A 26597-nucleotide genomic window follows, 5' to 3' on the forward strand; every position below is an offset into this window, starting at 1 on the left:
CCGGCAAGCGATTCAGAAGATTCCGCTTCTTGCCCTCACGCCTCGTCCTGCTCGGCGAGGAACGCGACGACGCCCTGCTTGTGCACCTTGTCGCCCACCGCAAGGTTGTGATCCCGACCGGGAATGTCGAGCGCCCGGCCATGTGGCAGGAGCGCTGCAAGCTCATGCGGCGAGCCGGCGATGGGATCGTTGGTGCCGACGGCGACGAGCACCGGCACCGCGATCCTACCCACCTCCTCGCGTGTCAATGTCTGGCGCGAACCGCGGATGCAGGCTGCGAGCGCCTTGAGGTCGCTCTTCGTCTGCTCCGCGAAGGCGCGGAACAGGCGCTGCATCGGATCCCTCAGCCCATCGAGCGAAGGCGCCTCCATCGCATCGGCGATGCCGAGCGGCAGGCCGACGCCCTGGATGAGATGAATGCCGAGTCCGCCGAGCACGGCCGAGCGCACGCGGCCCGGATGGCGCAGCGCGAGATGCGCCGTGATGCGCGCGCCCATGGAATAGCCGACGACATCCGCCTCGGCGAGGTCGAGATGGTCCATCAGCCGCCGCACGTCCTCGGCCATGACGTCGGAATGATAGGCGGACGGCTCGTAGAGCTTCTCGCTCTGCCCGTGGCCGCGGTTGTCGAGCGCGATGACGCGCCGCCCGGCGCGCGCCAGCGTCGTCGTCCACAGCGTGTTCACCCAGTTGACCGAATGGTTCGAGGCGAAGCCGTGCACCAGGATGACGGGGCGCCCCTCGCCCTCGTGCGCGGGGACGTCGACATAGGCGAGGCGGACGCCGTCGGAACTGAAGAAATGCATGTCTCTCTCGCTCTGCAGCCCCCACCCATAGCGGCCACGGGTTTCCATCGGGTGAACGCATGCCGCGGGCGGGGGTCGGCCAGCGCTGGGCAAGCGACAGGTTATTCATTTGTCGCAGGTCGCAGGCGAAAAACCGGTCTCCACTTTTTCGCGCCATGCTCTATGGTGCGCCGCAAATCGCTGATCCGCCAAGATGAGGTCAAGGGCAATGGCCGCGAAATCCGTCCCCCACTTCCACAATGATACGGGCGTCGCCGTCATCCACGTCGGCGTGCACGAGTTCATGTGCATCGGGGCCAAGCCGCCCTTCGACCATCCCCACGTCTTCCTCGATATGGGCGACGACAACGAGATCGTCTGCCCCTATTGCTCGACGCTCTACCGCTACAAGGCAACGCTCAAGGCCGAGGAAAGCGAGCCGGCCGACTGCCTGTGGCACGCGGAAGCCGCAACGGCCGCCTGAGGCCCGCGGAGCCCGATCATGCCTGAGAGCACGCCACCGGCCGTCGTCGTCGGCGCCGGCATCGGCGGCCTGACCGCGGCACTCCTTCTCGCCCGCCAGGGCCGAGCCGTCACGCTGCTCGAGCGGCGCACCACGCTCGAGGAGGCTGGTGCGGGCATCCAGCTCTCGCCCAATGCCAGCCGCGTGCTCGTTGCGCTTGGCCTCGCCCCGGCGCTCGCACGCCATGCGGTGACGCCCGATGAGTTGGTCGTCCGCTCGCTGTCGTCCGGCCGCCGGCTTGCGACGATGCCCCTTGGCGAGGCGATGCGCGCGCGCTTCGGCGCGCCCTATTGGGTGATCCACCGAGCCGACCTGCACACCCTGCTGCTCGACGCCGCGCGCGGCGAGCCGAATATCCGCATGGCCGTCGGCCGCAAGGTCACCGCGGTCACGGTCGATGGGAACAAGGCGCGCCTCGCCGTCGAGACCGCCGGCGGCGCGAGCGAGGAGCGTGAGGCCGGCCTCGCCGTCGGCGCCGACGGCATCTGGTCATCGGTGCGCGCGGCGCTCGGGGACAAACGCAAGCCCGTCTATCGCGGCTATGCCGCCTGGCGCGCCACCATCCCGGCCGGCGAAGTGCCGGAGGAGATGGCCGGCAACGTCACGGGGCTGTGGCTCGGCCGCGGCATGCACCTCGTTCACTATCCGGTCAGCCGCGGCCGCCTGGTCAATATCGTCCTCGTCGCACGGGCGAATGGCTCGGTGAACGAGTGGAACAGCAAGGCCCATGAGGCCGATGTGGCGCAGCACCTCGGCCGCGCCGTGCCCACGCTCAGCGCCATCGCAGCCCGGCCGCTCGACTGGCGCGTGTGGTCCCTCTTCGACCTGCCGCCGCCGCGCCCCTGGGGCCGAGGACCGGTCACACTCCTCGGCGATGCAGCCCACCCGGTGCTGCCCTTTCTCGCCCAGGGCGGCGCGCTCGCCATCGAGGATGCGGCCGTTCTCGCCGATGCCCTCGCCAGCAAGCCGGACGATGTACCGGCCGCCTTGCGCGCCTACGAGACCGCCCGACAGGCGCGGGCCGTGCGCGTGCAGCAGGCGGCACGCGAGAACGGGCGCGTCTACCACATGCCGGCCCCGCTCTCGCTCATGCGCAACCTCGTCATGTCGCGCCTGAGCGGCGAGGCGATGCTGGCGCGCTACGCCTGGCTTTACGGATGGGAGCCACCGCAGCGGCGCGACGCCCGGTTGAGCGCGGCCTGAAGGGATCAGGAGGCCGGGCCCCACACCTCCTCGAGCCGCCGGTCGCGGCCGCAGGCGAAGCGGTAATACTTATATTTTGCCGCGTTCTTGCGGTAATAGTTCTGGTGGTAATCCTCGGCCGGATGGAAGGTCGCGGCCGGCAGGATCTCGGTGACGACGCGCCCGTTGAGCCGCGCGCTCACCGCCCTGAGCGAGGCCTCGGCCGCCTGGCGCTGCTCGGGCGAGGCGACAAAGATCGCCGAGGTATACTGGTCGCCCCTGTCACAGAACTGGCCCCGCGCGTCATGGGGATCGATGTTGCGCCAGAAGATGGCGAGCAATTGCTCGTAGGTGACGCGCGAAGGGTCGTACACCACCCTCACCGCCTCCTTGTGGCCGGTCCGGCCCGAGGAGACTTCGTTATAAGTCGGGTTCGGCGTTCGCCCGCCGATATAGCCGGAGATCGTCGCCGTCACGCCCGGCACGGCGTCGAAGGGCGGCTCCATGCACCAGAAGCAGCCGCCGGCGAAGATGGCGCTCGCGCCGCCCTCCCCGTCTTGCGCAACAGCCGCTGCCGGGGCGCCGAAAACGAGGGCCAGGCTAAGAAAGAGGGGACCGAGAGCAAAGGAACGCATGTCGCCACCACCGGTCGGAAATGATCGAGCCTACGACGGCGTGAAGGTCATGGCGACACCGTTCATGCAATAGCGCAGGCCCGTCGGCGGCGGCCCGTCGTCGAAGACATGGCCGAGATGGCCACCGCAACGGCTGCAATGCACCTCGGTGCGGGTCATGAAGAAGCTGCGGTCCTCCGACGTGCCGACCGCTCCTGCAATGGGTGCATAGAAGCTCGGCCAGCCCGTGCCGCTCTCGAACTTCGTCGAGGAGGAGAACACGGCCTGCCCGCAGCCGGCGCAATGATAGATGCCGGCGCGCTTCTCGCCGTTGAGCGGGCTCGTCCCGGCTCGCTCGGTGCCATGCTTGCGCAGGACGTTATATTGCGCCGGCGTGAGCTGCGCCCGCCACTCCTCGTCACTCTTCTCGACGGGAAAGCGCCCCGCGGCCTTCGCTTCCTCGCGGGCGCCGAAGAGGCGTCCGACCGCAGCCGCTCCCGCGGCCAGTGCGCCTCCCCCCAGAATGTTCCTGCGGCTCATCATCGTCCCACCCAGGTTCCGGCCGGCCCCACGAGGCGGGACGCGGCCGCTGTCGGATCGTGCGGCGCAAGGATAGGCCGGCGGGGACGGACCGGCTGTCACGAAGGCGCGATGTCACGCCCGTGTGAGGGCGCGATCAGTCTGGTGCGGACGGCGGGGATCGAACCCGCACGGGCATGCCCGAGGGATTTTAAGTCCCTTGCGTCTACCAGTTTCGCCACGTCCGCATGCGGCGAGGGTTACCGCTCGGCGGGAGCGGGCGCAACCCGGCTCACGCGCGCTTCGAGGCCCTTCGCTGCGGAAATTGTGCAAGGGCGGTGGCAAGGCGGGTCCAGGCCGCTTCATCCCCCGGCAGGCCGAAGCGTAGGCGGTTCGGCGCCTGGTCGAAGCGGCGGACGTAGATACCGCGTGCGCCCAGATGCTCGAACAGCGCCCCGGCGCGGCTCGTCTCGACCAGCCGGAAGAGCGGCGTGCCGCCGACGACCGCAAGCTCCGGGCCGGCCAGCAGCGTGTCGAGCCGAGCCGCATCGCTCGCGAGCCGGTGCCGCATGGCCTCGATCCAGACGCGGTCGCCAAGCGCCGCAAGCCCGACGGCCAGCGTCGGGCCGGGAACGGCCCACGGGCCGAGTTCCTGCCGGATCTGCCCGGCCAGCGCCTCGTCGACCGTGATGGCAAAGCCGAGGCGCACCCCGGCGAGGCCGTAGGCCTTGCCGAAGGAGCGCAGCAGCAGGATCGGCGCGGCGGCGTCGAGCAGCCCGGCACAGCTCACCTGCGGCATCACATCGGCGAAAGCCTCGTCGACGATGACGAGACCGTCCCAGTGGCGCATGCGCCCGGCAAGGGCGACGATCGCGGCCGGCGGCAACGCGTGCCCATCCGGGTTGTTGGGATTGACGATCACCGCCACGTCCGAGGCGGCAAGATCATCCACGCTCGCGGTGACGCGCACGTCATGCCCCGCCGCCTGCCACGCCGTGACGTGTTCGCCGTAGGTCGGGCCGAGAACCGCGACGCGGCCGCGCGGACGCAGGCGCGGCAGCAGCTGGATGAGCGCCTGTGTGCCCGGCGCCGCAACGCAACGGGCCTGCGGCGCAACACCATAGGCCGCGACCGCCTTCGCCTCCAGCTGCCGCCGCTCCCCTTCCTCCGGCAGGCGGGTCCAGCAGTCCGCCGCGAGCGACGGCAATGGAAACGGATGCGGATTGATGCCCGTCGACAGGTCGAGCCACGGCTGCGGCGCGGCCGGGAACAGCCGGCGCGCCACGCCGAGGTCCCCACCGTGCACAATGCCGTCTCGGCTGCCGGGCTGAGCCATGCTATCGGCATGCTCCGTCATGGATCTCACGTTTGCCCTTCCCCTCGCCGCGCTCACCGTCGCTCTTGAGGCGATTGCCGGTTATCCGCGCGCCCTCTTCCGTGTCGCCGGCCATCCCGTGACCTGGCTGGGACTGCTCATCGCATGGCTCGACCGGCATCTCAACAGGCAGAACGAATCATTTACCACGCGGCGCGCCGGGGGCGTTATCGCCCTTCTCGTCATCGTCGCTGCTGCGGCAATCCCCGCCCTCCTCCTGCAGGAGGCATTGCTGGGCCTCCTGGGTCCGCTGGCACTCGTCGCGGTCGCCGCTGTCGCATCGAGCCTCGTTGCACAGCGCAGCCTTCACGAGCATGTCGCGGCCGTCGCCGTCGGACTGGAAACGGAGGGGCTCCACGGCGGGCGCCGGGCAGTGGCCATGATCGTCGGCCGCAACCCCGAAACGCTCGACGAGGCGGGCGTCGCCCGCGCCGCCATCGAAAGCCTCGCCGAGAACTTTTCGGATGGCGTCGTCGCGCCGGTCTTCTGGCTGGCCGTGGCGGGTTTGCCCGGGGCTGCGGCCTACAAGGCCGTCAACACGGCCGACAGCATGATCGGCCACAAGACCGAGAGGCATGCCGCCTTCGGCTGGGCCGCGGCCCGCCTCGATGATCTCGTCAACCTGCCGGCCTCGCGCCTGACAGCTCTCTTTCTCGTGCTCGCGGCGGCGCTGACGCGCGGCGCCGATGCGCGTGCGGCGATCGCCGCCGTGCGCCGCGACGCCCGCCGCCATCGCTCGCCCAATGCCGGCTGGCCGGAAGCCGCCATGGCGGGCGCGCTCGGCCTCAGGCTCGCCGGCCCGCGCATCTACGGCACGACGCGCGTCGAGGACGCCTTCATGGGAAACGGCCGCGCCGAGGCGACGGCCGCCGACATCCGCCGCGCGCTCGCGCTCTTCCGGCGCGCCTCGATGCTGCAGTGGCTCGTCCTCGCCGCCCTTGCGGCGCTGGTGCTCGCCTGAGGCTCAGCCGGACGCGCCGTTGCGGATCGGCGGCTGGAAGGTGAGGCCCATGTCCCAGGGGAAGTAGATCCAGGTGTCCTGCGACACCTCGGTGACGAAGGTATCGACCACCGGCCGGCCCTGCGGCTTGGCATAGACGGTGGCGAAATGCGCCTTGGGCAGCATCTGCCGCACCATGCGCGCCGTCTTGCCCGTGTCGACGAGGTCGTCCACGACGAGCACTCCTGCACCGCTGCCATCGCCGAGCGCACGGATCTTCGGATCGATCTCCTTGAGGACAATCAGCTCGCCCTGGTTCTGGTAGTCGTGGTAGCTCGCGATGCAGACCGTCTCGATGAGGCGGATCTCGAGTTCGCGTGCCACGACCGCCGCAGGCACGAGGCCGCCGCGCGTGATGCAGACGATAGCCTCGAAGGGCCCGGCGCCGTGCAAGCGCCAGGCGAGCGCGCGCGCATCGCGGTGGAACTGGTCCCAGGAGACGGGAAAGGCCTTTTCGGAGGTGGGCGACATGGGTCTTGCCTCTGGTATCGAACGTCAGGACGCCGCGTGGAGCCGCGCGACCATCTCGGCCACGGCGGCGCGGACGGCTTCGAGGCGCGCCGCATCGCGACTGCGCACGACGATGTTGGTATTGAAGCGGCCATCTTCGGAGAAGGGATAGCTGCCGATGGAGACGTCGGGATGGGCGTCGGCGATCGCCTTCAGCGGCGCGGCGATGTCGCCCTCCTTCGCGTCGGCACGGATGGTGGCCGAGAGCATGCGCCGCCCGGTGCTCAACGTCGGCGCCACCTCGTCGAGCATCGCCTGCATGATGGCGGGCACGCCCGCCATGACGATGACGTTGCCGATGCGGAAGCCCGGCGCCTTGGAAACGGGATTGGCGATGAGCTCGGCCCCGTGCGGGATGCGCGCCATGCGCCGGCGCGCTTCGTTGAGGTCCTCCGGCCTGATGCGTTCGAGGAGCATCGCGATGGCGCGCGGGTCCTCGCCGATGCCGACGCCGAAGGCCTTGGCGACGCTGTCCGCCGTGATGTCGTCATGCGTCGGCCCAATGCCGCCGGTGGTGAAGAGATAGTCGTAGCGGGCCCTGAGCGCGTTGACCGCGGCGACGATCTCCTCCTCCACGTCGGGTACGACGCGCACCTCGCGCAGGTCGATGCCGATGGCGGTGAGATAGTCGGCGATATAGCCGATGTTCTTGTCCTTGGTGCGTCCGGACAGGATCTCGTCACCGATGACGAGAACCGCCGCCGTCACCGGGCCCTGTGCTGCTGCCGCCATGCATGTCTCCCTCGCCCGGCTTTATGGCATCACCCGCCGCCGTCGGAAGGGGTTTTCGCGGCATGGCGGGGCAAGATCAAGAGCAAAGCTGCCCGCCGGCTTGTCGCGGAGGCATGGCGCTGCTACCTGCCGGCCGTCCAGCCGGAGGAGTCGATGCAGTTTGACAGCCCCCTCGCCGAAGGGCGCCTCCTGCGCCGCTACAAGCGCTTTCTCGCCGATATCGCACTTCGCGAAGACGACATCGTCACCGTCCATTGCGCCAATCCCGGCGCCATGCTCGGCCTCCTGACACCCGGGAGCCGCGTCTTCCTCTCGCGCTCGGCCAATCCGGCACGCAAGCTGCCGCTCTCCTGGGAGCTGGTCGAGGTGGACTTCGGCTGGCGCGGGCCGCAACTCGTCGGCATCAACACGGGTCATCCCAACCTCCTTGCCGCAGAGGCGATCGCGGCCGCGCTCATTCCGCAACTCGCGGGTTACGAGCGCCTGCGGCGCGAGGTCAGGTACGGCCGGACGAGCCGCGTCGACATCCTGCTCGAGGCGGATGGGCGCCCGCCCTGCTACGTCGAAGTCAAGAACGTCCATCTGATGCGCCGGCCCGGCCTCGCCGAATTCCCGGATTGCGTCACCGCCCGCGGCGCCAAGCATCTCGAGGAGCTCGGCGACATGGTGGAAACCGGCGCGCGCGCCGCGATGCTGTTCATCGTCCAGATGGAGGCGGAGGCCTTCACGCTCGCCGCCGATCTCGACCCTGCCTATGCCCGCGCCTTTGCGCGGGCCCGCGCACGCGGCGTCGAGGCCTATGCGCTCGCCTGCCGCGTGACGCCGGCCGGCATCGTCGCCGAGACGCCGCTGCCCATCCTCGTCTGATCCGCCGGACTAACGGCCGTTCCTCTGTTGCGCTATGCTGCGGCACGCGTACCGTCGCCCTCGCCTCGACGGCCGTCATGCTGGGGGTCAACGATGCTGCCCGCCCATCTTGCTTTTCTCGCCGTTCCGCTTCTTGTCCTCGGCCTGCAGCAGAGCCTCGCGGCGGACGGGCCACCGGCTCTCGACGTCGAGCGCAGCTGCCGCGACGCCGCCACCGCCGACGCGCTCGGCCAGAGCCGGCAGTTCGACCAGGCGGCCTTCGACGGCTGTATGGCGCAGGAGAACGGCACCCACGCCACGCTGGAGAAGGAATGGGCGAGCTTCCCCGCGGTCCAGCGCGACGAATGCCTCTCGGAGACACGTGGCGCCGACCTGCCGAGCTATGTCGAGCTCTACGAGTGCCTCAAGCTCGATCAGGAAACGCGCGGTAAGAAATGACGGCTCACGACCGCTCGAAGACGAAATTCATCCGCGTCTTGACGAGGAGCTTGTAACCCTTCTCGCGCAACAGCGCAGGCAGGTCGATCTGCCAGCGCCCGCTGCCATCCTCCAGGATGACGAGCCGCGGAAAGAGCGACGGCGACGCATGCTGCAGGAATGGCTCGAGGATCAGATCCTCCGCTCCCTCGACGTCGAGCTTGATGGCATCGATGCGCTCGAACCCCTCCTCGCGCGCGAGGTCGGCCAGCGTCGTCGCCGGTACGCGCACCGACTTGGCGGTGCCGGAGCCGACGATCTTGACGCTCGACTCGCCGCGGTTCTCGTGGTCGAGAAAGAGCGTCAGTTCGCCCGCCCGGTCCGCGACGGCGCAAGCCACCGCCTTGATAGTCCCGAAAGGATTGAGGCTGATGTTGAAGACCAGGCGCTCGAAGATGTCGGGCTGCGGCTCGACGGCGAGAATGCGTGCACGCGGGCCCGCGAGCGCCGCCACGAAGAGCGCATAGGCGCCGACATTCGCCCCCACGTCCATGAAGACGAAGCCGTCGCCGATGCGCTCGGCAAGCAGCGCCCGCTCTTGCCGGTCGAAGAACTGCGGCGTGAACAGGATCTTCTTTTCGCAGACGTTGTCGTAGGGGTAGAGGCGCATGCGCGCCCCCAGCGTCTCGACATCGACCGGCGCGCCGTCGAGACGGTTGATCACGAGCCGCCTGAGGCCATAGGCGGCGCGCCTGCCCAGCCAGCTTTCCGGCAGGCTGCGCGTCATCTCGATCATCGTCCGGGCCAGCGACCTGGGCGCGAAGCGGCCGAAGGGTTCGGTATCGTTGAAGGAGCTGATCGTCATCGTCCTGGGATCGCGGCGTGTTCGGGAAGGGCGCCGCCCGTTTCGTCTTGCTCTTGCCATACACGTCACCGCCCGCCGGCGCCAGCGCCGACATCACCCGCGCCTTTCGCGCCATCCCTTGCGTCGGCGGCTTTGATCAATAGATTGGGGCAGTGATCGGGCGCGGGGGCGCCCCGGACAAGCGACATGGTAGATCTCGACAGCGAACTTGCGCCGCGCCGCGCCAACAATATCGTCTATTATGGCCCCGAGGGTTTCGAGGGCATGCGCAAGGCCGGCCGCCTCGTTGCCGAGTGCCTCGACATGCTGGCCGACCACGTGGCCCCTGGTGTCACGACCGCCGAAATCGACCGGATGGTGTTCCAGTTCGCCATGGACCACGGGGCCCTGTCGGCGACGCTGATGTATCGCGGCTACCGCCATTCGTGCTGCACATCGATCAACCACGTGGTGTGCCACGGCCAGCCGGACGAGAAGCCGTTGCGCGAAGGCGACATTGTCAACATCGACGTGACCTTCATCGTCGATGGGTGGTACGGCGATTCGAGCCGCATGTACCCCGTCGGCGAGGTTCCTCGCCGCGCCCAGCGCCTCATGGAGGTGACCTACGAGGCCATGATGCGCGGCATCGCCGTCGTGCGCCCCGGCGCGACGACGGGCGACATCGGCGCGGTCATCCAGGAATATGCCGAGGGCGAGCGCTGCTCCGTGGTGCGCGACTTCTGCGGCCATGGCGTCGGCCGCTCCTTCCACGAGCAGCCGAGCATCCTGCACTTCGGCCGGCGCGGCGAAGGCGTGCCGCTGAAGCCGGGCATGATCTTCACCATCGAGCCGATGATCAATCTCGGTCGTCCGCACGTGAAGGTCCTGTCCGACGGGTGGACCGCGGTCACGCGCGACCGTTCGCTCTCGGCGCAGTTCGAACATACCGTCGGCGTCACCGAAACCGGCGTCGAGATCTTCACGCTCTCCCCCAAGGGCTATCATCAGCCCCCCTACAAGACGCCTGCATGACCACCGTCGGCGACGCCGAGGACACGCCCCACTACCATGGCCACCGCGAGCGGCTGCGCAGCCGTTTCCGGGAGGCTGGAGAAGCCGCGCTCGCCGACTACGAACTGCTCGAGCTCGTGCTGTTCCGCTCGATCCCGCGGCGGGACGTGAAGGCGCTGGCGAAGGAGCTGATCCGGCGCTTCGGGTCCTTCGCCGAGGTGCTCGCGGCGCCGCCCTCGCGCCTCGCCGAGGTCGAAGGCATCGGCGACAGCGTCGTCACCGACCTCAAGATCGTCGAGGCCGCGGCCCGGCGCATCACGCGCGGCGCCGTTGCCAAGCGCCCCCTGCTCTCCTCTTGGAACGCCGTCATCGATTATTGCCGCACGGCCATGGCCTTCGCGGACAAGGAGCATTTCCGCGTCCTCTTCCTCGACAAGCGCAACGGCCTGATCGCCGACGAACTGCAGCAGACCGGCACCGTCGACCATACGCCGGTCTATCCGCGCGAGGTCGTCAAGCGGGCGCTCGAACTTTCGGCAACGGCAATCATCCTCGTGCACAATCACCCGTCAGGCGATCCGACGCCCTCGTCCGCCGACATCAAGATGACGCGGACCATCGGCGAGATTGCCGAGCCGCTCGGCGTCCTGGTGCACGACCACATCATCGTCGGTCGCGACGGCCACGCGAGCTTTCGCGGGCTGGGGCTGCTGGAGTGAGAAAACCGCGCAGGCGACAGAAAAGGAAACTTGATTTAAAGGAACGTGCGGCACGGTGGGGCACCCGCTTCGAGCGCGAGGATCCGCACGCTTGCCCGTGAAAGGCTTCCCTTCCCCCACGACCGTCGCCACGCGCCTCGTGTGGCCGATGGCGGCGCTGATCCTCTTGATCCTGCTGCTCTCGGGCAGCGTGTTCTGGTGGATGAGCCGCACGCTCGACCAGGCGGCCATGCAGGACGAACGCGCTCGCGTGACCCTTGCGCTGAACGATCTGCGCCAGCACACGCTCGAACGCCTGCGCGCCTTCGCGACGACTCTGGCCGAGGCCAAGGTGAGCCGCCCCCCGGTCGATCCCGTCGGCACGGCGGCCATCCTCACGTCCGAGAACAAGAGCCTCACCCGGCAATGGGCGATCTTCCTGCTCGACACGGACAATTCCGTGCTCTTCGGCAGCGTTGGCGGACGGGTGGCGGGCCAGCATGACTTCGATGCGCGACAAGTGATCTTCGATGCCGTCGCCCGCGACGTGCGGCAGAAGGAGATCAGCGAACTACCACTCCATGCCGGCACCGCAGTGACGAGCGGCGCGACCCGCATCGTGCACGACGGCTGGAGCGCCTATGTGGTGGCCGCGACGACGATCAGCAACGAAAGTCCGCATATCGTTGTCGGTGCCAGCGAGCTCGATGCGCGGGCCCTGGCGGAGATCGCCGGTCCGCTCGGCCTGCAGGAACTGCGCCTCACGGCCAGCAACGGGCCGCACCGGGGAGGCGCCATCGCCGTCGACGACGCCACGGACCGTGGCCCCGCCTTCCTCGTCTGGCAATCGTCGCTGCCGAGCGCCCTCATCAACAGCCAGGCGCTCACCGCCATCGGCGCCATCGCGCTGCTGACACTCGCCTTTGCCGCCGGCATCCTGCTGCATGTGCGCGGCCAGCTGATCGAACTCAACCGGCGTCAGGAGCAGGTGCAGCGACTGGCGGGCCACGATTCCCTTTCCGGCCTGCCCAACCGTCTGCTCTTCGGCATGCGTCTCGACCAGGAGCTCGCCCGCATCAAGCGCTCCGACGAGGGCCTCGCCGTGATGTTCCTTGACCTCGACCGGTTCAAGGATGTCAACGACACCTACGGCCACGAGGCGGGAGACATGCTCATCCGCATCGTCGCGCGGCGCCTGTCCAACCTCCTGCGCGGCGCGGACACGCTCGCCCGCTTCGGCGGCGACGAATTCGCCATCATCCAGACGGACGTCAAGGACCCGCGCGACGCGGAAGCGCTGGCGCGGCGCATTCTCGACGCCCTGACCATGCCTTGCGAGGTGCCCGGTGGCTCCGTCACCATCGGCGTCTCGATCGGTGTGGCGTTGAGTCCGCGCAACGGGACCGAACGCGAGACGCTGATGCGGCTCGCCGACACGGCGCTTTACCAGGCCAAGAACGGCGGCCGCAACCGCTACAGCTTCTTCGAGCGCCAGATGGACGAGGCGCTGCGCCTGCGCAAGGTGGTGGAGGATGATCTGCGCGCGGCCATCCTCGCCGACGAGCTCGAACTGCACTACCAGCCCCAGTACAAGGCGAACGGCGAGGAGATCGTCGGGGTCGAGGCGCTGGTGCGCTGGCCGCATCCCCAGCACGGCATGATCCCGCCGCAGCAGTTCATCGCCATCGCGGAGGAGCGCGGCCTCATCATCCCGCTCGGCGAATGGGTGCTGCGCAAGGCCTGCGAGGACGCCAAGCGCTGGCCGGGCCTGCGCATCGCCGTCAATGTCTCGCCCATCCAGTTCCGCCAGCGCGACTTTGTCTCCAGCGTCATGACCATCATCGAAACGGCGGACATCGATCCGACGCGCGTCGAGCTGGAGGTCACCGAAGGCGTCGTCATGGACGATGCGGACGCGGCCGAAGATGCCATGATGGAACTGCGGGCCCGCGGCGTGCGCCTCGCGCTCGACGATTTCGGCACCGGCTATTCGAGCTTGATCTACCTACGCCGCTTCGCCTTCGACAAGATCAAGATCGACCGCTCGTTCCTCGAGAGCATGGAGACGACAGGGGAATCGGCCATCCTCGTGCATTCCGTCGTCCATCTCGGCCGGGCGCTTGGCCTCACCGTGACGGCAGAGGGCGTGGAGACAAGCGAGCAGCACCGCTTCCTGCAGGCGCTCGGCTGTCACGAACTGCAGGGCTACCTGTTCTCGAAACCTGTCCCGGCCGATGCGATCGACCGGCTGCTCGGCATCGAGCCCGGCAAGAGCCGCACCGACGCCGTCGCCTGAGAGCGCGGCCGCCCCCGCCTGCCGAACGTCAGGCGTAGCCGACGAGTGCGGCGATGCCGCTGACGATCGCGACGATGAAGCCGAGGCTGAGGCCGATGCCGAAGGCGCCTGCGGTCATGCCGAGAATGATAACGATGCCGTCGCGCTCCACGAGGCCGAGACCGATGAGGCAAGCCGCGAGGCCGAGCGGTATCTGACCGATGAACGGCGCGGAGACGAGCAGCCCCAGCGCCACGACGAGCAGGACGAGGCCCATTGCCCGCATGCCGGGCTGCGTGGCGAAGAACTGCAGGCGCGGCCGCGACATGCGCTCCAGCCGGCGCAGGACGGGCATGGCCCGTTCAACGGCCCGCGAGACGTCGGCCCGCGCGACGGACTTGCGCAACAGCTGTCGCGGCAGCCACGGCGCCTGCCGGCCAAGCGCCATCTGCAGCGCCACGAAGGCGAGCACGAAACCGCAGATGAGCGGGATCGGCGGCGGCATCGGCAGGCAGTTCGGCAGGCCCAGCACCACGACGAGCAGGGCAAAGGCCTGCTGGCGCAAGGTCTGCAGGATCTCGTCGACGGTCAGGTATTCGCCCTCGCCGACCGTGAGTGCATGGAGGACGGCGGAGGTACGGGGCAGCGTCGACACGAGGTAGGACCGGGCCTCAGTTTGTGAGGTCGCATTCCTATCTCACTGCTGCCCCCCGGCCAAGGGGGCGCCGGACGGGGGCACGGCCAGCGGGTATGCGGCCCGCGCAGTCGCCTTGCCGCTCAGTGCAGGCTCACCATGCCGTCCACGAGCCTGAGCTCCGCCGGCTTGATAAGCCGGCTGTGAGCAACGGTCACCGAATGAAGCGGCCCCTCCAGCTTCCTCTGCCAGAATTCCAGGAAACGGTGTAGTTCCGGAAAGCGCGGCGCCATGTCGTAGTCCTGCCAGATGTAGGTCTGCAGCAGGCGCGGATGATCCGGCATGCGGTAGAGGATGGTGGCGGTGGTCAGGCCGTAGCCGGCCACCTGCTTCACGAAGTCGCTCGAAACCATAGCTCCTCCTTCGTCGCAATGGGCCTATGGTGAACGATGGCGGTATCCATTTTCAAGCATAATTTATGAATTATATGTTTATTTCCAATGCCTTAGCAGCAGTCACGCCAGATTGCTGACAAACCCCGGCGTCAATGCCCTGGCACTCTCGGCGCGCGACTGCCAAAATTTTGCTTCGAGGGCCTTGCGGGCTTCGCGCCCGTCACCTATCTCGCCGGTGCGCCGGGCGGCTGCCATCCGGGGCCGTCGGGCGACATCGAAAAATGAATCAGCCATTTCAGGAGGTTCGCGATGAAGTTCCGTCCGCTGCACGACCGCGTGGTCGTCCGTCGCCTCGACAGCGAGGAGAAGACCAAGGGCGGCATCATCATCCCCGACACGGCCAAGGAAAAGCCGCAGGAGGGTGAGGTCGTCGCCGTCGGTCCCGGCGCGCGTGACGACAACGGCAAGATCGTCGCCCCGGATGTCAAGGTCGGCGATCGCGTGCTGTTCGGCAAATGGTCGGGCACCGAGGTGAAGATCGACGGCCAGGATCTGCTCATCATGAAGGAGAGCGACATCATGGGCGTGATCGAGAGCACCGCGCAGAGCAGGAAGGCCGCCTGAGGGGGCCCTTCTGGCATGAACCCATCTGATGCCTGAAGTCATGTCTATCAGGGAGTGACGATTATGGCTGCCAAGGACGTAAAATTTTCGGCTGACGCGCGCGAGAAGATGCTGCGCGGCGTGGACGTTCTCGCCAATGCGGTGAAAGTGACGCTGGGCCCGAAGGGCCGCAACGTGGTGATCGAGAAGTCTTTCGGCGCGCCGCGCATCACGAAGGACGGCGTGACGGTCGCCAAGGAAATCGAGCTTGAGGACAAGTTCGAGAACATGGGCGCGCAGATGGTGCGCGAGGTGGCCTCGAAGACGAACGATCTGGCCGGTGACGGCACCACGACGGCCACGGTCCTCGCCCAGGCGATCGTGAAGGAAGGCGCCAAGTCGGTCGCCGCCGGCATGAATCCGATGGACCTCAAGCGCGGCATCGACATGGCCGTCGAGGCCATTGTCGCCGACCTCAAGAAGAACGCTCGCAAGATCTCCAGCAACGACGAGATCGCCCAGGTCGGCACCATTTCGGCCAACGGCGACACGGAGATTGGCCGCTTCCTTGCCGAGGCGATGCAGAAGGTCGGCAACGAGGGCGTCATCACGGTCGAGGAGGCCAAGAGCCTTGCCACCGAGCTCGACGTCGTCGAGGGCATGCAGTTCGACCGCGGCTATCTCTCGCCCTACTTCGTCACCAACGCCGATAAGATGCGCGCGGAGCTGGAGGATCCCTACATCCTCATTCACGAGAAGAAGCTCTCCTCGCTCAACGAACTGCTCCCGGTCCTCGAGGCCGTCGTCCAGTCCACCAAGCCGCTCCTGATCGTCGCCGAGGACGTCGAGGGCGAGGCGCTCGCCACGCTCGTCGTCAACAAGCTGCGCGGCGGCCTCAAGGTCGCGGCGGTGAAGGCGCCGGGCTTCGGTGATCGCCGCAAGGCCATGCTGCAGGACATCGCCATCCTGACCGGCGGCACGGCCATATCCGAAGATCTCGGCATCAAGCTCGAGAACGTCACCCTCAACATGCTCGGCCGGGCCAAGAAGGTGGTGATCGAGAAGGAGAACACCACCATCGTCGACGGTGCCGGCTCCAAGGCCGACATCGAGGCCCGCGTGCAGCAGATCAAGGCGCAGATCGAGGAGACCACCTCGGACTACGACCGTGAGAAGCTGCAGGAGCGTCTTGCCAAGCTCGCGGGCGGCGTGGCCGTCATCCGCGTCGGCGGCGCCACCGAGGTCGAAGTGAAGGAGAAGAAGGATCGCGTCGACGACGCCATGCACGCCACGAAGGCCGCGGTCGAGGAAGGCGTCCTGCCCGGCGGCGGCGTCGCGCTGCTGCGCTCCGTCAAGGCGCTCGACGGCCTGACCCCGGCGAACGACGACCAGCGCACCGGCATCGAGATCGTACGCCGCGCCATCCAGGCCCCCGCCCGCCAGATCGCCATCAATGCCGGCGAGGACGGCTCGCTCATTGTCGGCAAGGTGCTGGAGAAGGGCGACTACGCCTTCGGCTTCGACGCCCAGGCTGGCGAATACGGCGACATGTTCAAGAAGGGCATCATCGACCCCGCCAAGGTCGTGCGCACGGCCCTGCAGGATGCCGCCTCCGTCGCCGCCCTGCTGATCACGACCGAAGCCATGGTCGCCGAGAAGCCGAAGAAGGAAGCGGCCGCGCCCGCCATCCCGGGCGGTGGCATGGGCGGCATGGACTTCTGAGGAAGTCCATCCGCCCAAGCTGAGGCAAGTGCTTCGGCCGACTGGATCGGCCGAAGTGGCGGCATGGACTTCTGAGGAAGTCCATCCGCCCAGATTGCGAGACGTGCTTCGGGAAGGCGCGGGGCTTCGGCTCCCGCGCCTTTTCCTTGCCCGCACGCCTCCGTCCACTCTTGCATCGTCGCAAGCCGCGGCTTGCACCGGTCATCTGCTCAGCGCCCGCAAGATGAGCTATTGTCGCTCCCGTCGGCGTCGCGTTTTCCGACAGAATCGGACGAACGGAAAGGAACCGCACATGGGATCGTTGAACGCGCTCGGACTGCTTTTGGCACGCGTGCTGATTGCCGTCCTCTTCATACCGGCGGGGTTCAACAAGATCACCGGTTACGCCGGCACCGCGGGATACATGGAATCGGCCGGCGTGCCGGGCATTCTTCTCCCACTCGTCATCCTCGTCGAACTGGGCGGCGGCCTTCTGCTGCTCGTCGGCTGGCACACGCGCCTCGTCGCGCTCGCGCTGGCCGGGTTCACGGCGCTCTCCGCCCTTCTCTTCCACCAGTTCTGGGTCGATCCCGAGCAGATGATCAACTTCTGGAAGAACGTCGCGATCACCGGCGGTCTGCTTGCCATCGCCTCGGCCGGCGCCGGCCGCATCTCGGTCGACGGCCGCGCCGCCTGACTGCGATACGTGTATGCAGAAAGGCGCGGGACATATCCCGCGCCTTTCCCGATTCCGGTACGTGGGATCAGTTGCTCGTCAAGCGGCCGAGATTGAGGAACACCGTCTCGCCCGAGGCGTCGTCCACCCCGTCGTTGTCGGTGATGATGAAGGCGTCGCCCGCCGCATCGACCGCGAAGCTCTCGATCTTGTCGAGCACGTAGCCCTTGGGCGAAGCGAGATCCGGCACGAGATCGCGCAGCTTGCGCTTCTCGACCACGGGCGCATCCTTCTCGCCGACCGCCGCCGGCGTCAGCCCCTTGACAGAGAAGGCCTGCAGCGTCTTGACGGCCTTGTCGCCGAACTGGTTGTCGCGCTCGATGACGACGAAGGTGTCGTTGCCGACATAGGTGAGCTCCGACAGGCCCATCCAGCCCTTCGGCGCGGCATCGAGCGGGTAGCGCATGACGCCCCACGCCTTCGTCGCCGGCTTGTAGGTGAGGATCTTCACGAAGCCCTTGGGATCGTCCTTCCACTCGCGCTGCACCGCGACATAGACCGTCTCCTCGTTGCCTTCGCCGACGACCGCGACACCCTCGAAGCCGAACCGTGTGGCGGCCGCAGCAAGCGTCTCGGGCAGCGCCACCTCCTCGACGACCGCACCCTCGGCATCGACGCGCACCAGGCTGCTGTGCGTGGGAACGTCCTTCTTCTCCGGGTTGCCTTCGGACGCGAGCCAGAAGCCGCCGGCCGGACGCCAGGCGATCCCCTCGATGTCTAGCCCCTTGGCCGGCGCCCCGTCGCGCGTCACCGTGATGGCGCGCGTGATCACCGCCGGCTTCTTCGCAGCATCGATCTCGAGGATGCGCGCCTCGGCATAGGCGCTGTCTGTCACGGCGAAGAGTCTGCCCGGCTGCGCGCCGTCCGCCGCGAGGCCCGACAGTGCACCCCAAGCGATGGGCAGGCCTTTCGCGTCGTCGGCGGAGGCGATCATCGGATAGACCGGCGCCCCCTCGCTACGCTCGTAGATCATGACCGTCGCCCGCGGACCGCCGTCCTCGACGAGGTCGGTCTCGTTCGCCGTGACGAAGAGGTTGCGCTGCGGGATGGCGAGCAGCCCTTCGGGGCCGATGCCCGACGGCAGCACCTGCAGGAACTGCGGCGCCTGCCCCGGCCCGGCGTCGCGATAGACCGCGACGAAGGACGACCGCTCCGTGCCGACGAAGATCAGCGTCTCGTCGCCGTAGCGCGCGACCTCGATGCCCTCGGGCTCGATGCCCTTCTTGTCGGCGCGCTTCTCGGGGAAGTGGCCGATGCGCATGGCGAGATGCTCGAGCGCGTTGCCGCTGTCGTATTCCACCGTGCCGTCCTTGCGGAAGATGGTGAAGCCGCGCGAGCCGCCTTCGTAATCGCCCTCGTTGGCGGTGACGAAGCGCTCGTCGTCGAGCCACTTCACCGCGTCGGGCTCGCGCTTCACGTTCTCGAGGCGGCCGGTGGCGGATATGATCTTGTCGCGCCTGGTGTCGATCGCCTCCAGAGTCACGGTGCCGGCCGGCAAATGCCCGACGACCTTCGCCGTGGCGAGATCGACGACGGCGATGTGGTTGTTCTCCTGCAGGGTGACGACCACCTCATTGCGGCCGTTGACGGCGACGAACTCGGGCTCCGGATCCTCCGGCGCCACCCCGGCAAGGCCGGTGAGGTCGACCGTCTTCTTGCCCGCGCAGTCGACCGCTCCACCCTTCACCGGGAGAATGGCGAGGTTGCCGGCCGGCAGTTGGGGCAGCTTACCCTTGTTCTCCTCCTCGTCGCGCTCGTTCTCGATGGCGATGGCGAGGAAGGCCTTGTCCGGGCTCGCCGCGATCGAATCCGGCTGGCCGCCGAGGGCGCAGGTCGCCTCGATGCTCTTCGCGGCGATGTCGACGACGGCGAGGACACCGTCCGGCTCCTTGTAGGACTTCGACGTGTTGACGGCGACGAAGGCCTTGCCGCCGATGACCGTCACCGAGGTGGGCTCGCCGCCCACGGGCAGGAAGCCGGCCGCCTTGGGCTGGCGCGGGTCGGTGATGTCGACGAAGCCGACGGCGTTCTGCGGCGAGTCGGTATAGACGAGCAGGTTGCCGTCCTCGGAGGCGGCGATGATCTCGGCCACCGTCTTCTTCTTCTGCGCATCCCGATCCGCCGGCAGGTTGGCGACGACCGGGAAGGTGGCGATGCGGTTGAAGCTCTGCTCGGCCAGGGCAGCCGCGCTCGTGCCGGCCATCAGGGCGGCGGCGAGAGCCGTGAGAAACATCTGTCGGCGCATGTTGTCCTCGATTGAAGCGCTCGGGTGTAAGGCACCGCAATGCACTTCTTTTCGATGACACTCGCGTGACAGGTCCGGCTATCTGCCCTCGTTGGCCGCCAATCCGGCCAGCGCCTCGGGCGTGTCGATGTCGATGGCGACGGCGGGATCATCCATCGCCACATTCATGACATCGCTGCGGCCGGCGAACAGCCGGCGCGCGCCCTCATCGCCCACGAGCTGCATCACGTCGGCGAAGAGCCGGCGCGCGAGCAGCACCGGATTGCCCGGCTGCCCCTGCCAGCTCGGCGCCACGGCGGCCACCCGCGGCGCCTCCGCGAAGAGCGCAATCAGCGTGTCGATGGCGGCAGCGCCGACGCGCGGCATATCGCCGAGGAGCACGACGGCCGCCCCCGCCTCATCCGGCACCGCCGCGAGGCCGCAGCGCAGCGAAGAGGCGATGCCGCTCGCATGGTCCGCGTTGCGCACGACCGTGACGCCCTTCGGCAGCACGGCCTCGACCTCGTCGGCCTCGTGCCCCGTCACGACGATGACCGGACGGGCGCGCGAGGCGAGCGCGGCGGCAACGGCATGCGCCACCATGGGCTCGCCATCGACCGGGCACAGCAGCTTGTTCGCCGCGCCCATGCGGGTGGAGCGGCCGGCCGCGAGCACGATGGCCGCGACCGCGCTCATGCGCCGTTGTCCTCGGGCTGCGGCTCGCCGCCCTCGCGCGGCTGCGGCCGCGAGACGATCTCCATCAGCAGGCCGCCGACGCCGAGCCGCATGATATCGGCGGAGGTGACGGAGAGACCGGCGAGCAGCCGGTGCAGCACCCAGTCGAAGCCGTTCTCCTTCGGTGAACGGGCGCAGCCCGGCGCGCCGAGGACGGGTTTGCCGGCGAGCCGGCCGACGAGCAGCAGATTGCCGGGATCGACCGGCATCCCGAGATGATCGACTATCCCGCCAGCGCCCGTGATCGCCGCCGGCACTACGTCCCGCCGGTCGGCGACGGCCGAGGCACCGAAGACGATGACCATGTCGATGTCCGGCCGCTCCGCGACGGCAGCCACCGCCTCGCACAGCGCCGCCTCGTCATGCGCCACGCGCTCGTCCGATGCGACGACCGCCCCGGTGGGCGCCAGCCGCCCGGCGAGGACGCGCAGCGTCTTGTCAATGACACTCTCCTTGAGCCCTGGCAGGCGCGTGGAGATGACTCCCACGGAAGTCAGCCGGTAGGGCAGTACCTTCAGGATCGGCGCGCTGTGGCGCGCGGCAGCCTCGGCCCGCTCCAGGAGGTTGCCGGAAATCGCATAGGGAATGATCTTGACCGTCGCCAGCATCTCGCCCGCCACCACGGGCTTGAAGGCGGGCAGCGTCGCCAGCGTCACCTCCTCGCTGACCGCATTGACGGCATCGACGCCCTCGGCCTCGACGACGAAGACGCCCGGCCATTCGGCGAAGAGGTTGGATCGGCCGGTGAAGGGATGCTCGACGCGCACCCCCTCGCCCGCGACCACGCAGGCGAGCCTGTGCGCCGCCTCATCCTCGTTGACGTCCCCGGGCTCCATCATCGCGACAGTCAGCGAAGAAACGCCGGCGGCCTTCAGGCGCTGCGCATCCTCCCGTGTCAGGCGATGCCCCTTGCGGATCACGACCGCGCCGGCGCGCACGCTGTGAGCGGCGATGCCGCCGATGGCGTCGACGACCCGGAGCGAGCCGAACCTCATGCCCCGTCCCCCTGCCTCAGGCTCGCCACCACCTCGGCGAGGATGGCAAGCGCGATCTCCGCCGGGCTGACGGCGCCGATGGACAGGCCGATGGGGGCGTGGATGCGCCCGATGTCCACGGGCGTGAACCCGGCCTCCGTCAGCCGCTCGACACGTCGGGCATGCGTCTTCCGGGAACCGAGCGCGCCGATGTAGAAGCAGTCGCTGCGCAGGGCAGCCGACAGCCCCGGATCGTCGATCTTCGGATCGTGCGTCAGGGCGACGAAGGCCGTGTAGCGGTCGAGCCCGATCCGGGGCAGGGCTTCGTCAGGCCATTCCGGCACGAGACGGACATTGGGGAAGCGTTCCGGCGTCGCGAAGGCGGTGCGTGGATCGATGATCACCGCATCGAGCCCGAGCTGGCGCGCCATCGGCACCATCGCCTGGCTGATGTGCACCGCGCCGGTGATGACGAGGCGGACGGGCGGCGCCTGCACCGTCAGGAACAGACGGCGCCCTCCGCTCTCCACCATGCCGCTCTTGCCCAAACGCAGCTGCGCGCGGAGGAGCGGCGCCAGCGGATCCTCGTCGAGCGCCGCCTCGACCACCAGTCGCTGCTCGCCGCTGTCGAGGTCGCTCACCAGCACGCAGGCGCGCCGCGCGGCGCGTTCCGCGTTCATCGCCGCCAGTAGGTCGAGCTTCATGCCATCCGCCCTTCAGCCCCTCAACTCTTGTCCGTCGCAAGCTTGACGCCGAGCCCGACCAGCAGCGAGCCGCCCGCGATCCGCGTCAGCCTTTCGCTCCAGCCGCCCCGCCCGAGGCGCCGCATCACCGCCGAGGCCGTCAGCACGACCGCGATATCCGCCGAGGAGAAGGCGAAATTGACGATCGTGCCGAGGATGAGCAGCTGCTGCCAGACCGGCAGCCCCGCCCCGGCATCGACGAACTGCGGCAGGAAGGCGAGGAAGAACAGCGCCGCCTTGGGGTTGAGCACCTCCACCATGACGCTTTCGGCAAAGGCCCGGCGGGCCGATTTCGGAGCCGCCGCCTCCGACGCCCCGGCGTCTGCCTTCTGCAGGATCATCCTGAGGCCGAGCCAGACGAGATAGGCGGCGCCGAGCACCTTGATGACCGTGAAGGCGACGGGCACGAGCGCGAGCAGCGCCGACAGGCCGAACGCCGTCGCCAGCACATGCGCATAGCAGCCGAGATGGATGCCGAGCGCCGCCATGAAGCCGGCGCGCCGGCCGCGCGCGAAGGTCTGCGCCGCGGCATAGAGCATCGCCGGCCCCGGCATATAGGCGAAGACCGCGGTCGCCGCGGCAAAGGCGATGAGTGTTTCGATCGGCGGCATGTTCCCTTCCCCTGCTGCCCGGCTGCGCCGCCGCTCAATCGAGCGGCTCGAGATAGACCCTGATACGCCCGCCGCAGGACAGCCCGACCTTCCAGGCTGTCTCGTCGGCGACGCCGAACTCCAGCATGCGCGGGCTGCCCTCGTCGATGACCTCGAGCGCTTCCGTCACCACCGCGCCCTCGACGCACCCCCCCGAGACGGAGCCGAGGAAATTGCCCTCCCCGTCGATGACGAGATGGCTGCCGACCGGCCGTGGCGCCGAGCCCCAGGTCTCGACCACCGTGGCGATGGCGACCTCGCGGCCCTCGTGCTTCCACTTCTCCGCCTGTTTCAGGATGTCTTCCTCGTTCGCGAACATCGGTTCGTCCCTTTCCGGCGGCCTCAGGCCGCCGCCAGCCAGCGCCGCGGATCCTCCGCCCGGCGCGCCGGCCCGGCGAGCGCCGCGCACAGCTCTTCCATCGCGGCAAGATTATGCAGCGTCCTGAAATCGTCCACATGCGGCAGCATGGCCCTGATGCCGCGCGCCCGCGCCTCGAACCCGTCGAAGCGCAGGAGCGGGTTGAGCCACACAAGCCGGCGGCAGGAGCGGTGCAGCCGGTCCATCTCGAAGGAGAGGTCGTCGCCCACATCGCGCTCCAGCCCATCGGTGAACAGGAGAACGACCGCTCCCTGCGCCAGCACGCGCCGCGACCAGTGCCGGTTGAAGGCTGCGAGCGAGGTGGCGATGCGCGTGCCGCCCTCCCAGTCGCGCACCAGCGCACCGGCCCGCGCCAGCGCCTCGTCCGGGTCGCGCGCCTTGAGCTCGCGCGTGATGTTGGTGAGCCGCGTGCCGAAGACGAAGCTCGTCACCCGCCGACGACTCTCGGTGAGCGCATGCAGGAAATGCAGGAAGATGCGGCTGTACTCCGCCATCGAGCCCGAGATGTCGACCAGCGCCACCACCGGCGGGTGCTTCTCGGCCCGCTCGCGCATGGCGAGCTCGATGAGGCCACCGCCGGCCCGCAAGGTGCGGCGCAGGCTCCGGCGCGCGTCGATGCGGCTGCCGTGCGGGTCGGCGGCGTAGCGGCGCGTCTTCACCCGGTCGGCCGGCAGGCGCAGCCGGGCGATGAGCTGACGGGCGCGGGCGATCTCGGACGCGCTCATCTGGGCGAAGTCCTTCGTCCGCAGCACCTCGCGATCGGAAACGGTGAGACGGGCGGAGAACTCGACCTCCTCGCGCACCTCTTCGGGCGGGCGGAGCGGCGGGGCCATGGCATCGGCGATACGCGCCGCGCCCGGCGGCCGCTTGTCCTCGGTCGGACTGCCCGGCGCGATGGGACTCATCATGGCGATGAGCTTCTCGACGAGCGCCCGCCGGCGCCAGAAGAGGCGGAAGGCCTGGTCGAAAAGCGCGCTGTGCTCGTGCTTCTTCACGAAGACAGCATGCAGGATCCAGTAAAAGTCCTCGCGCCCGCCGATGCCCGCCGCGGCGACGGCCTGCACGGCATCGACGACGCTGCCCGGCCCGACCGGCAGGCCGGCAGCGCGCAGCGCCCGGGCGAAATAGGCAACGTTCTCGGTGAGCTTGCCGTCCATGCCGGCATCGATCCCCTGCATCCCGGTACCATATAGGCTCTCGTGCTGCGATGCACGAGCCGCCGCCGGCTGCCCGCCCTTCGTCTCAAGGGAAGGTGATCGCCGCTTTTCTGCCGAAGCGTCGGCTACTCCGCCGCCCTCAGGTCGGCGTGCACGGCATCGAGCATCTCCTTGACCTTCGAGCCCTGCAGCTTCTGGATGTCGTCCTGATATTTCAGGAGCACGCCGAGGGTGTCGGAGACGATGGCCGGGTCGAGCGCCACGGCGTCGAGCTCCACGAGCGCCGTGGCCCAGTCCAGTGTCTCGGCGACGCCCGGCACCTTGAACACCTCCTCGCGCCGCAGCGCCTGCACGAAGGCCACCACCTCCTTCGACAGGCGCGCCGGCGCCTGCGGCACCTTGGCCTTGAGGATGGCGAGTTCGCGCACCGCCGTCGGATAGTCCACCCAGTGGTAGAGGCAGCGCCGCTTCAGGGCGTCATGGATCTCGCGCGTGCGGTTGGAGGTGATGATGACGATGGGTGGGCGTTCCGCACGGATGGTACCGAGTTCAGGTACCGTGACCTGGGAATCCGCCAGCACCTCGAGCAGGAAGGCCTCGAAGGCTTCGTCCGCACGATCGAGTTCGTCGATGAGAAGCACCGGCGGGCCGGCGGTGTCGCCCTCGAGCGCCTGCAGCAGCGGCCGGCGCAAGAGGTAGCGCTCGGAGAAGATGTCGTGCTCAAGCTGCTCGCGGTCGACGGTGCCCGCCGCCTCGGCGAGGCGGATCGCCATCATCTGCGCCGCATAGTTCCATTCGTAGACGGCGGAGGCGACGTCGAGCCCCTCGTAGCACTGCAGCCGCACCAGGCGGCGGCCGAGCGAGGTCGCCAGCACTTTGGCGATCTCGGTCTTGCCCACCCCTGCCTCGCCCTCGAGGAAGAGCGGTCGCTCCATCGTCAGCGCCAAGAACAGCACCGTCGCCAGCGGCCTGTCGCTGACATAGCCGGCCGATTTGAGGAGCTTGACCGTCTCGTCGATGGAGGTGGGAAGCGGAAGGGGCTGGGTCATGCGGTCCTTCGTCATGAGATGATCGGAGCGCAGGTTACGCACGGCCGCGATGGGAGGAAAGCCGGGAGGCGCCCGTAATCGCCCACGCGGCTTCCCGCCGGACATGGCGCACACCTTCCCTGCCCGTCATGGCCGGGCTTGTCCCGGCCATCCACGCCCTGCAACCGGGTGCCGGCGGCACAGCGTGGATGCCCGCGACGAGCGCGGGCATGACGGCTGGGAAGCGGCGTGCCGGTGTAACGGCCGGACATGGCGCACAACACCTCCACCCATCATTGCCGGGCGTGGCGCACGCCCGCTCCACCCGTCATGGCCGGGCTTGTCCCGGCCATCCACGTCCTGAACGTCGAGCAGCACGTCGAGGCGTGGATGCCCGGCACGAGGCCGGGCGTGACAAGAGGAGGGCGCGTCCTTTCAGAAAGGCGACGGTTCTGCCCGCCCGGTCACCCCCGGTTCGCCGCCTTCGCCACCGCGCGGCGGGCCATGACGCCGATGAGGTGGGCGCGGTATTCCGCATCCGCATGGATGTCGCTGTTGAGCCCGTCGGCCGGCACCGTCACGCCTTCGAGGGATTTCGGCGAGAAGCGCTTCTTCAGTGCCTCCTCCATGGCCGGCACGCGGAAGACGCCGTCGCCGCCCGCGCCCGTCACCGCGACGCGGATGTCGCCGCCGCGCTTGGCGACGAAGACGCCGACGAGCGCATAGCGCGAGGCGGGATTGGGGAACTTCTCGTAGGCCGCCTTGCCGACGAGGGGGAAGGAGATCTTCGTCACGATCTCCCCCTCTTCGAGCGCCGTCTCGAACAGGCCCGTGAAGAACTCCTCGGCCGGGATCTTGCGCTTGTTGGTGACGATGGTCGCTCCAAGCGCAAGGCACGCCGCCGGATAGTCCGCCGCCGGGTCGTTGTTGGCAATGGAGCCGCCGATGGTGCCGCGGTTGCGCACATGCGGGTCGCCGATGCCCTCGGCGAGTTCGGCGAGTGCCGGCAGCGCCTCGCGCACCACGGGCGACGTAGCGACGGCCGCGTGCCGCGTCATGGCGCCGATGACGAGCGAGCGGCCTTTGAGCTCGATGCCCGACAGTTCGGCGACGGCGTTGAGGTCGATGAGGGCCGAAGGCGCGGCGAGCCGCTGCTTCATGGTCGGGAGGAGCGTGTGGCCGCCGGCGAGCAGCTTGGCATCTCCGTTCTTCGCCAGCATGTTAGCCGCCTGCCTCAGGCTCGTCGGCCGGTGGTAGTCGAAGGCGTACATGGATTTCTCCCC

The 26597-nt window shown here is 68.5% G+C and carries 29 protein-coding genes and 1 tRNA gene; 11 read left to right on the forward strand and 19 right to left on the reverse strand.

Features of this window, described 5'->3' with window-relative positions:
- Positions 1-35: 35 nt before the first annotated feature.
- Positions 36-806, reverse strand: a complete 771-nt coding sequence (locus tag BOQ54_RS11815) for an alpha/beta fold hydrolase (RefSeq protein ID WP_055457300.1) — start codon at positions 804-806, stop codon at positions 36-38.
- 208 nt (positions 807-1014) lie between these two features.
- Here BOQ54_RS11815 and BOQ54_RS11820 point away from each other — a divergent pair, with 208 nt between their 5' ends.
- Together BOQ54_RS11820 and BOQ54_RS11825 are read left to right on the forward strand one after the other, a co-directional pair.
- A complete protein-coding gene (locus BOQ54_RS11820; protein WP_055457301.1) occupies positions 1015-1269 on the forward strand; it encodes a zinc-finger domain-containing protein in 255 nt (84 codons plus the stop codon).
- An 18-nt stretch (positions 1270-1287) separates the two neighbouring features.
- Positions 1288-2511 carry an FAD-dependent monooxygenase gene (locus BOQ54_RS11825; RefSeq protein WP_055457302.1) on the forward strand — a complete coding sequence of 408 codons (1224 nt, stop codon included), beginning with the start codon at positions 1288-1290 and terminating at the stop codon, positions 2509-2511.
- Positions 2512-2516: 5 nt separating this feature from the next.
- Here BOQ54_RS11825 and msrA read toward each other — a convergent pair whose 3' ends face one another.
- From msrA to cobD, 4 genes are all read right to left on the reverse strand, one after another.
- Complete coding sequence (gene msrA / locus BOQ54_RS11830; RefSeq protein ID WP_055457303.1) at positions 2517-3125, reverse strand: peptide-methionine (S)-S-oxide reductase MsrA; 609 nt, start codon at positions 3123-3125, stop codon at positions 2517-2519.
- 30 nt (positions 3126-3155) lie between these two features.
- The gene (msrB, locus tag BOQ54_RS11835; RefSeq protein ID WP_071923958.1) at positions 3156-3647 is read right to left on the reverse strand and encodes a peptide-methionine (R)-S-oxide reductase MsrB; all 492 of its coding nucleotides are present in this window, start codon (positions 3645-3647) and stop codon (positions 3156-3158) included.
- A gap of 139 nt (positions 3648-3786) precedes the next feature.
- Positions 3787-3871: transfer RNA gene (locus tag BOQ54_RS11840), tRNA-Leu, on the reverse strand.
- 44 nt (positions 3872-3915) lie between these two features.
- Positions 3916-4959, reverse strand: a complete 1044-nt coding sequence (cobD, locus tag BOQ54_RS11845) for a threonine-phosphate decarboxylase CobD (RefSeq protein WP_432431509.1) — start codon at positions 4957-4959, stop codon at positions 3916-3918.
- 19 nt (positions 4960-4978) lie between these two features.
- Between cobD and cbiB the strand changes: the two genes are divergently transcribed.
- Positions 4979-5959: an adenosylcobinamide-phosphate synthase CbiB gene (gene cbiB, locus BOQ54_RS11850; RefSeq protein ID WP_055457305.1), complete on the forward strand. Its 981-nt coding sequence runs from the start codon at positions 4979-4981 to the stop codon at positions 5957-5959.
- Positions 5960-5962: 3 nt separating this feature from the next.
- On the opposite strand, the gene gpt is transcribed toward cbiB, so the two are convergent.
- Entirely contained in the window at positions 5963-6469 is a 507-nt protein-coding gene (gene gpt / locus BOQ54_RS11855) for a xanthine phosphoribosyltransferase (protein WP_055457306.1), read from the reverse strand.
- A gap of 24 nt (positions 6470-6493) precedes the next feature.
- Positions 6494-7240 carry a competence/damage-inducible protein A gene (locus BOQ54_RS11860; protein ID WP_071923960.1) on the reverse strand — a complete coding sequence of 249 codons (747 nt, stop codon included), beginning with the start codon at positions 7238-7240 and terminating at the stop codon, positions 6494-6496.
- A 153-nt stretch (positions 7241-7393) separates the two neighbouring features.
- On the opposite strand from BOQ54_RS11860, the gene sfsA reads away from it, so the two are divergent.
- Entirely contained in the window at positions 7394-8107 is a 714-nt protein-coding gene (sfsA, locus tag BOQ54_RS11865; RefSeq protein ID WP_063189093.1) for a DNA/RNA nuclease SfsA, read from the forward strand.
- A 93-nt stretch (positions 8108-8200) separates the two neighbouring features.
- Positions 8201-8545 carry a hypothetical protein gene (locus BOQ54_RS11870; RefSeq protein WP_055457309.1) on the forward strand — a complete coding sequence of 115 codons (345 nt, stop codon included), beginning with the start codon at positions 8201-8203 and terminating at the stop codon, positions 8543-8545.
- A gap of 4 nt (positions 8546-8549) precedes the next feature.
- On the opposite strand, the gene BOQ54_RS11875 is transcribed toward BOQ54_RS11870, so the two are convergent.
- A complete protein-coding gene (locus BOQ54_RS11875) occupies positions 8550-9389 on the reverse strand; it encodes an FkbM family methyltransferase (RefSeq protein ID WP_071923961.1) in 840 nt (279 codons plus the stop codon).
- Between the two features lie 186 nt (positions 9390-9575).
- On the opposite strand from BOQ54_RS11875, the gene map reads away from it, so the two are divergent.
- The 3 genes from map to BOQ54_RS11890 all read left to right on the forward strand — a co-directional run bounded on the left by map (position 9576) and on the right by BOQ54_RS11890 (position 13376).
- Positions 9576-10403: a type I methionyl aminopeptidase gene (gene map, locus BOQ54_RS11880; protein WP_055457311.1), complete on the forward strand. Its 828-nt coding sequence runs from the start codon at positions 9576-9578 to the stop codon at positions 10401-10403.
- On the forward strand, positions 10400-11101 hold the full coding sequence (radC, locus tag BOQ54_RS11885) for a RadC family protein (RefSeq protein WP_071923962.1): 702 nt from the start codon (positions 10400-10402) through the stop codon (positions 11099-11101). Before map ends, radC begins: the two co-directional genes overlap by 4 nt.
- Positions 11102-11198: 97 nt before the next feature.
- The gene (locus tag BOQ54_RS11890) at positions 11199-13376 is read left to right on the forward strand and encodes a putative bifunctional diguanylate cyclase/phosphodiesterase (RefSeq protein WP_245316342.1); all 2178 of its coding nucleotides are present in this window, start codon (positions 11199-11201) and stop codon (positions 13374-13376) included.
- A gap of 28 nt (positions 13377-13404) precedes the next feature.
- On the opposite strand, the gene BOQ54_RS11895 is transcribed toward BOQ54_RS11890, so the two are convergent.
- Together BOQ54_RS11895 and BOQ54_RS11900 are read right to left on the reverse strand one after the other, a co-directional pair.
- Complete coding sequence (locus BOQ54_RS11895) at positions 13405-14010, reverse strand: exopolysaccharide biosynthesis protein (protein ID WP_055457314.1); 606 nt, start codon at positions 14008-14010, stop codon at positions 13405-13407.
- A gap of 122 nt (positions 14011-14132) precedes the next feature.
- Complete coding sequence (locus BOQ54_RS11900; RefSeq protein ID WP_055457315.1) at positions 14133-14402, reverse strand: usg protein; 270 nt, start codon at positions 14400-14402, stop codon at positions 14133-14135.
- 291 nt (positions 14403-14693) lie between these two features.
- Here BOQ54_RS11900 and groES point away from each other — a divergent pair, with 291 nt between their 5' ends.
- The 3 genes from groES (at position 14694) to BOQ54_RS11915 (ending at position 17385) form a co-directional block, all read left to right on the forward strand.
- Complete coding sequence (gene groES, locus BOQ54_RS11905; RefSeq protein ID WP_019401251.1) at positions 14694-15008, forward strand: co-chaperone GroES; 315 nt, start codon at positions 14694-14696, stop codon at positions 15006-15008.
- 63 nt (positions 15009-15071) lie between these two features.
- Complete coding sequence (groL, locus tag BOQ54_RS11910; protein WP_071923964.1) at positions 15072-16709, forward strand: chaperonin GroEL; 1638 nt, start codon at positions 15072-15074, stop codon at positions 16707-16709.
- A 292-nt stretch (positions 16710-17001) separates the two neighbouring features.
- Entirely contained in the window at positions 17002-17385 is a 384-nt protein-coding gene (locus BOQ54_RS11915; RefSeq protein WP_055457317.1) for a DoxX family protein, read from the forward strand.
- 67 nt (positions 17386-17452) lie between these two features.
- On the opposite strand, the gene BOQ54_RS11920 is transcribed toward BOQ54_RS11915, so the two are convergent.
- From BOQ54_RS11920 to BOQ54_RS11955, 9 genes are all read right to left on the reverse strand, one after another.
- The gene (locus BOQ54_RS11920; RefSeq protein WP_071923965.1) at positions 17453-19669 is read right to left on the reverse strand and encodes an esterase-like activity of phytase family protein; all 2217 of its coding nucleotides are present in this window, start codon (positions 19667-19669) and stop codon (positions 17453-17455) included.
- Positions 19670-19747: 78 nt separating this feature from the next.
- Positions 19748-20344: a nucleotidyltransferase family protein gene (locus tag BOQ54_RS20265; RefSeq protein ID WP_145979761.1), complete on the reverse strand. Its 597-nt coding sequence runs from the start codon at positions 20342-20344 to the stop codon at positions 19748-19750.
- A complete protein-coding gene (locus tag BOQ54_RS20270; RefSeq protein WP_145979762.1) occupies positions 20341-21378 on the reverse strand; it encodes a molybdopterin-binding protein in 1038 nt (345 codons plus the stop codon). Before BOQ54_RS20270 ends, BOQ54_RS20265 begins: the two co-directional genes overlap by 4 nt.
- Complete coding sequence (locus BOQ54_RS11930) at positions 21375-22061, reverse strand: XdhC family protein (RefSeq protein ID WP_071923966.1); 687 nt, start codon at positions 22059-22061, stop codon at positions 21375-21377. Before BOQ54_RS11930 ends, BOQ54_RS20270 begins: the two co-directional genes overlap by 4 nt.
- Before the next feature lie 20 nt (positions 22062-22081).
- The gene (locus BOQ54_RS11935; RefSeq protein WP_071923967.1) at positions 22082-22711 is read right to left on the reverse strand and encodes a LysE family translocator; all 630 of its coding nucleotides are present in this window, start codon (positions 22709-22711) and stop codon (positions 22082-22084) included.
- 34 nt (positions 22712-22745) lie between these two features.
- Positions 22746-23069 (reverse strand): XdhC family protein, encoded by a 324-nt coding sequence (locus BOQ54_RS11940; RefSeq protein ID WP_019400496.1) that lies wholly within the window; start codon positions 23067-23069, stop codon positions 22746-22748.
- 23 nt (positions 23070-23092) lie between these two features.
- A complete protein-coding gene (locus BOQ54_RS11945; RefSeq protein ID WP_145979763.1) occupies positions 23093-24307 on the reverse strand; it encodes a vWA domain-containing protein in 1215 nt (404 codons plus the stop codon).
- A 104-nt stretch (positions 24308-24411) separates the two neighbouring features.
- Complete coding sequence (locus BOQ54_RS11950) at positions 24412-25335, reverse strand: AAA family ATPase (RefSeq protein ID WP_071924491.1); 924 nt, start codon at positions 25333-25335, stop codon at positions 24412-24414.
- Positions 25336-25778: 443 nt separating this feature from the next.
- Positions 25779-26585: an FAD binding domain-containing protein gene (locus BOQ54_RS11955; RefSeq protein ID WP_063189115.1), complete on the reverse strand. Its 807-nt coding sequence runs from the start codon at positions 26583-26585 to the stop codon at positions 25779-25781.
- Between the last annotated feature and the right edge of the window lie 12 nt (positions 26586-26597).

Origin of the sequence: Chelatococcus daeguensis, assembly GCF_001887265.1 — a bacterium.
GTDB lineage: Bacteria > Pseudomonadota > Alphaproteobacteria > Rhizobiales > Beijerinckiaceae > Chelatococcus_A > Chelatococcus_A sambhunathii.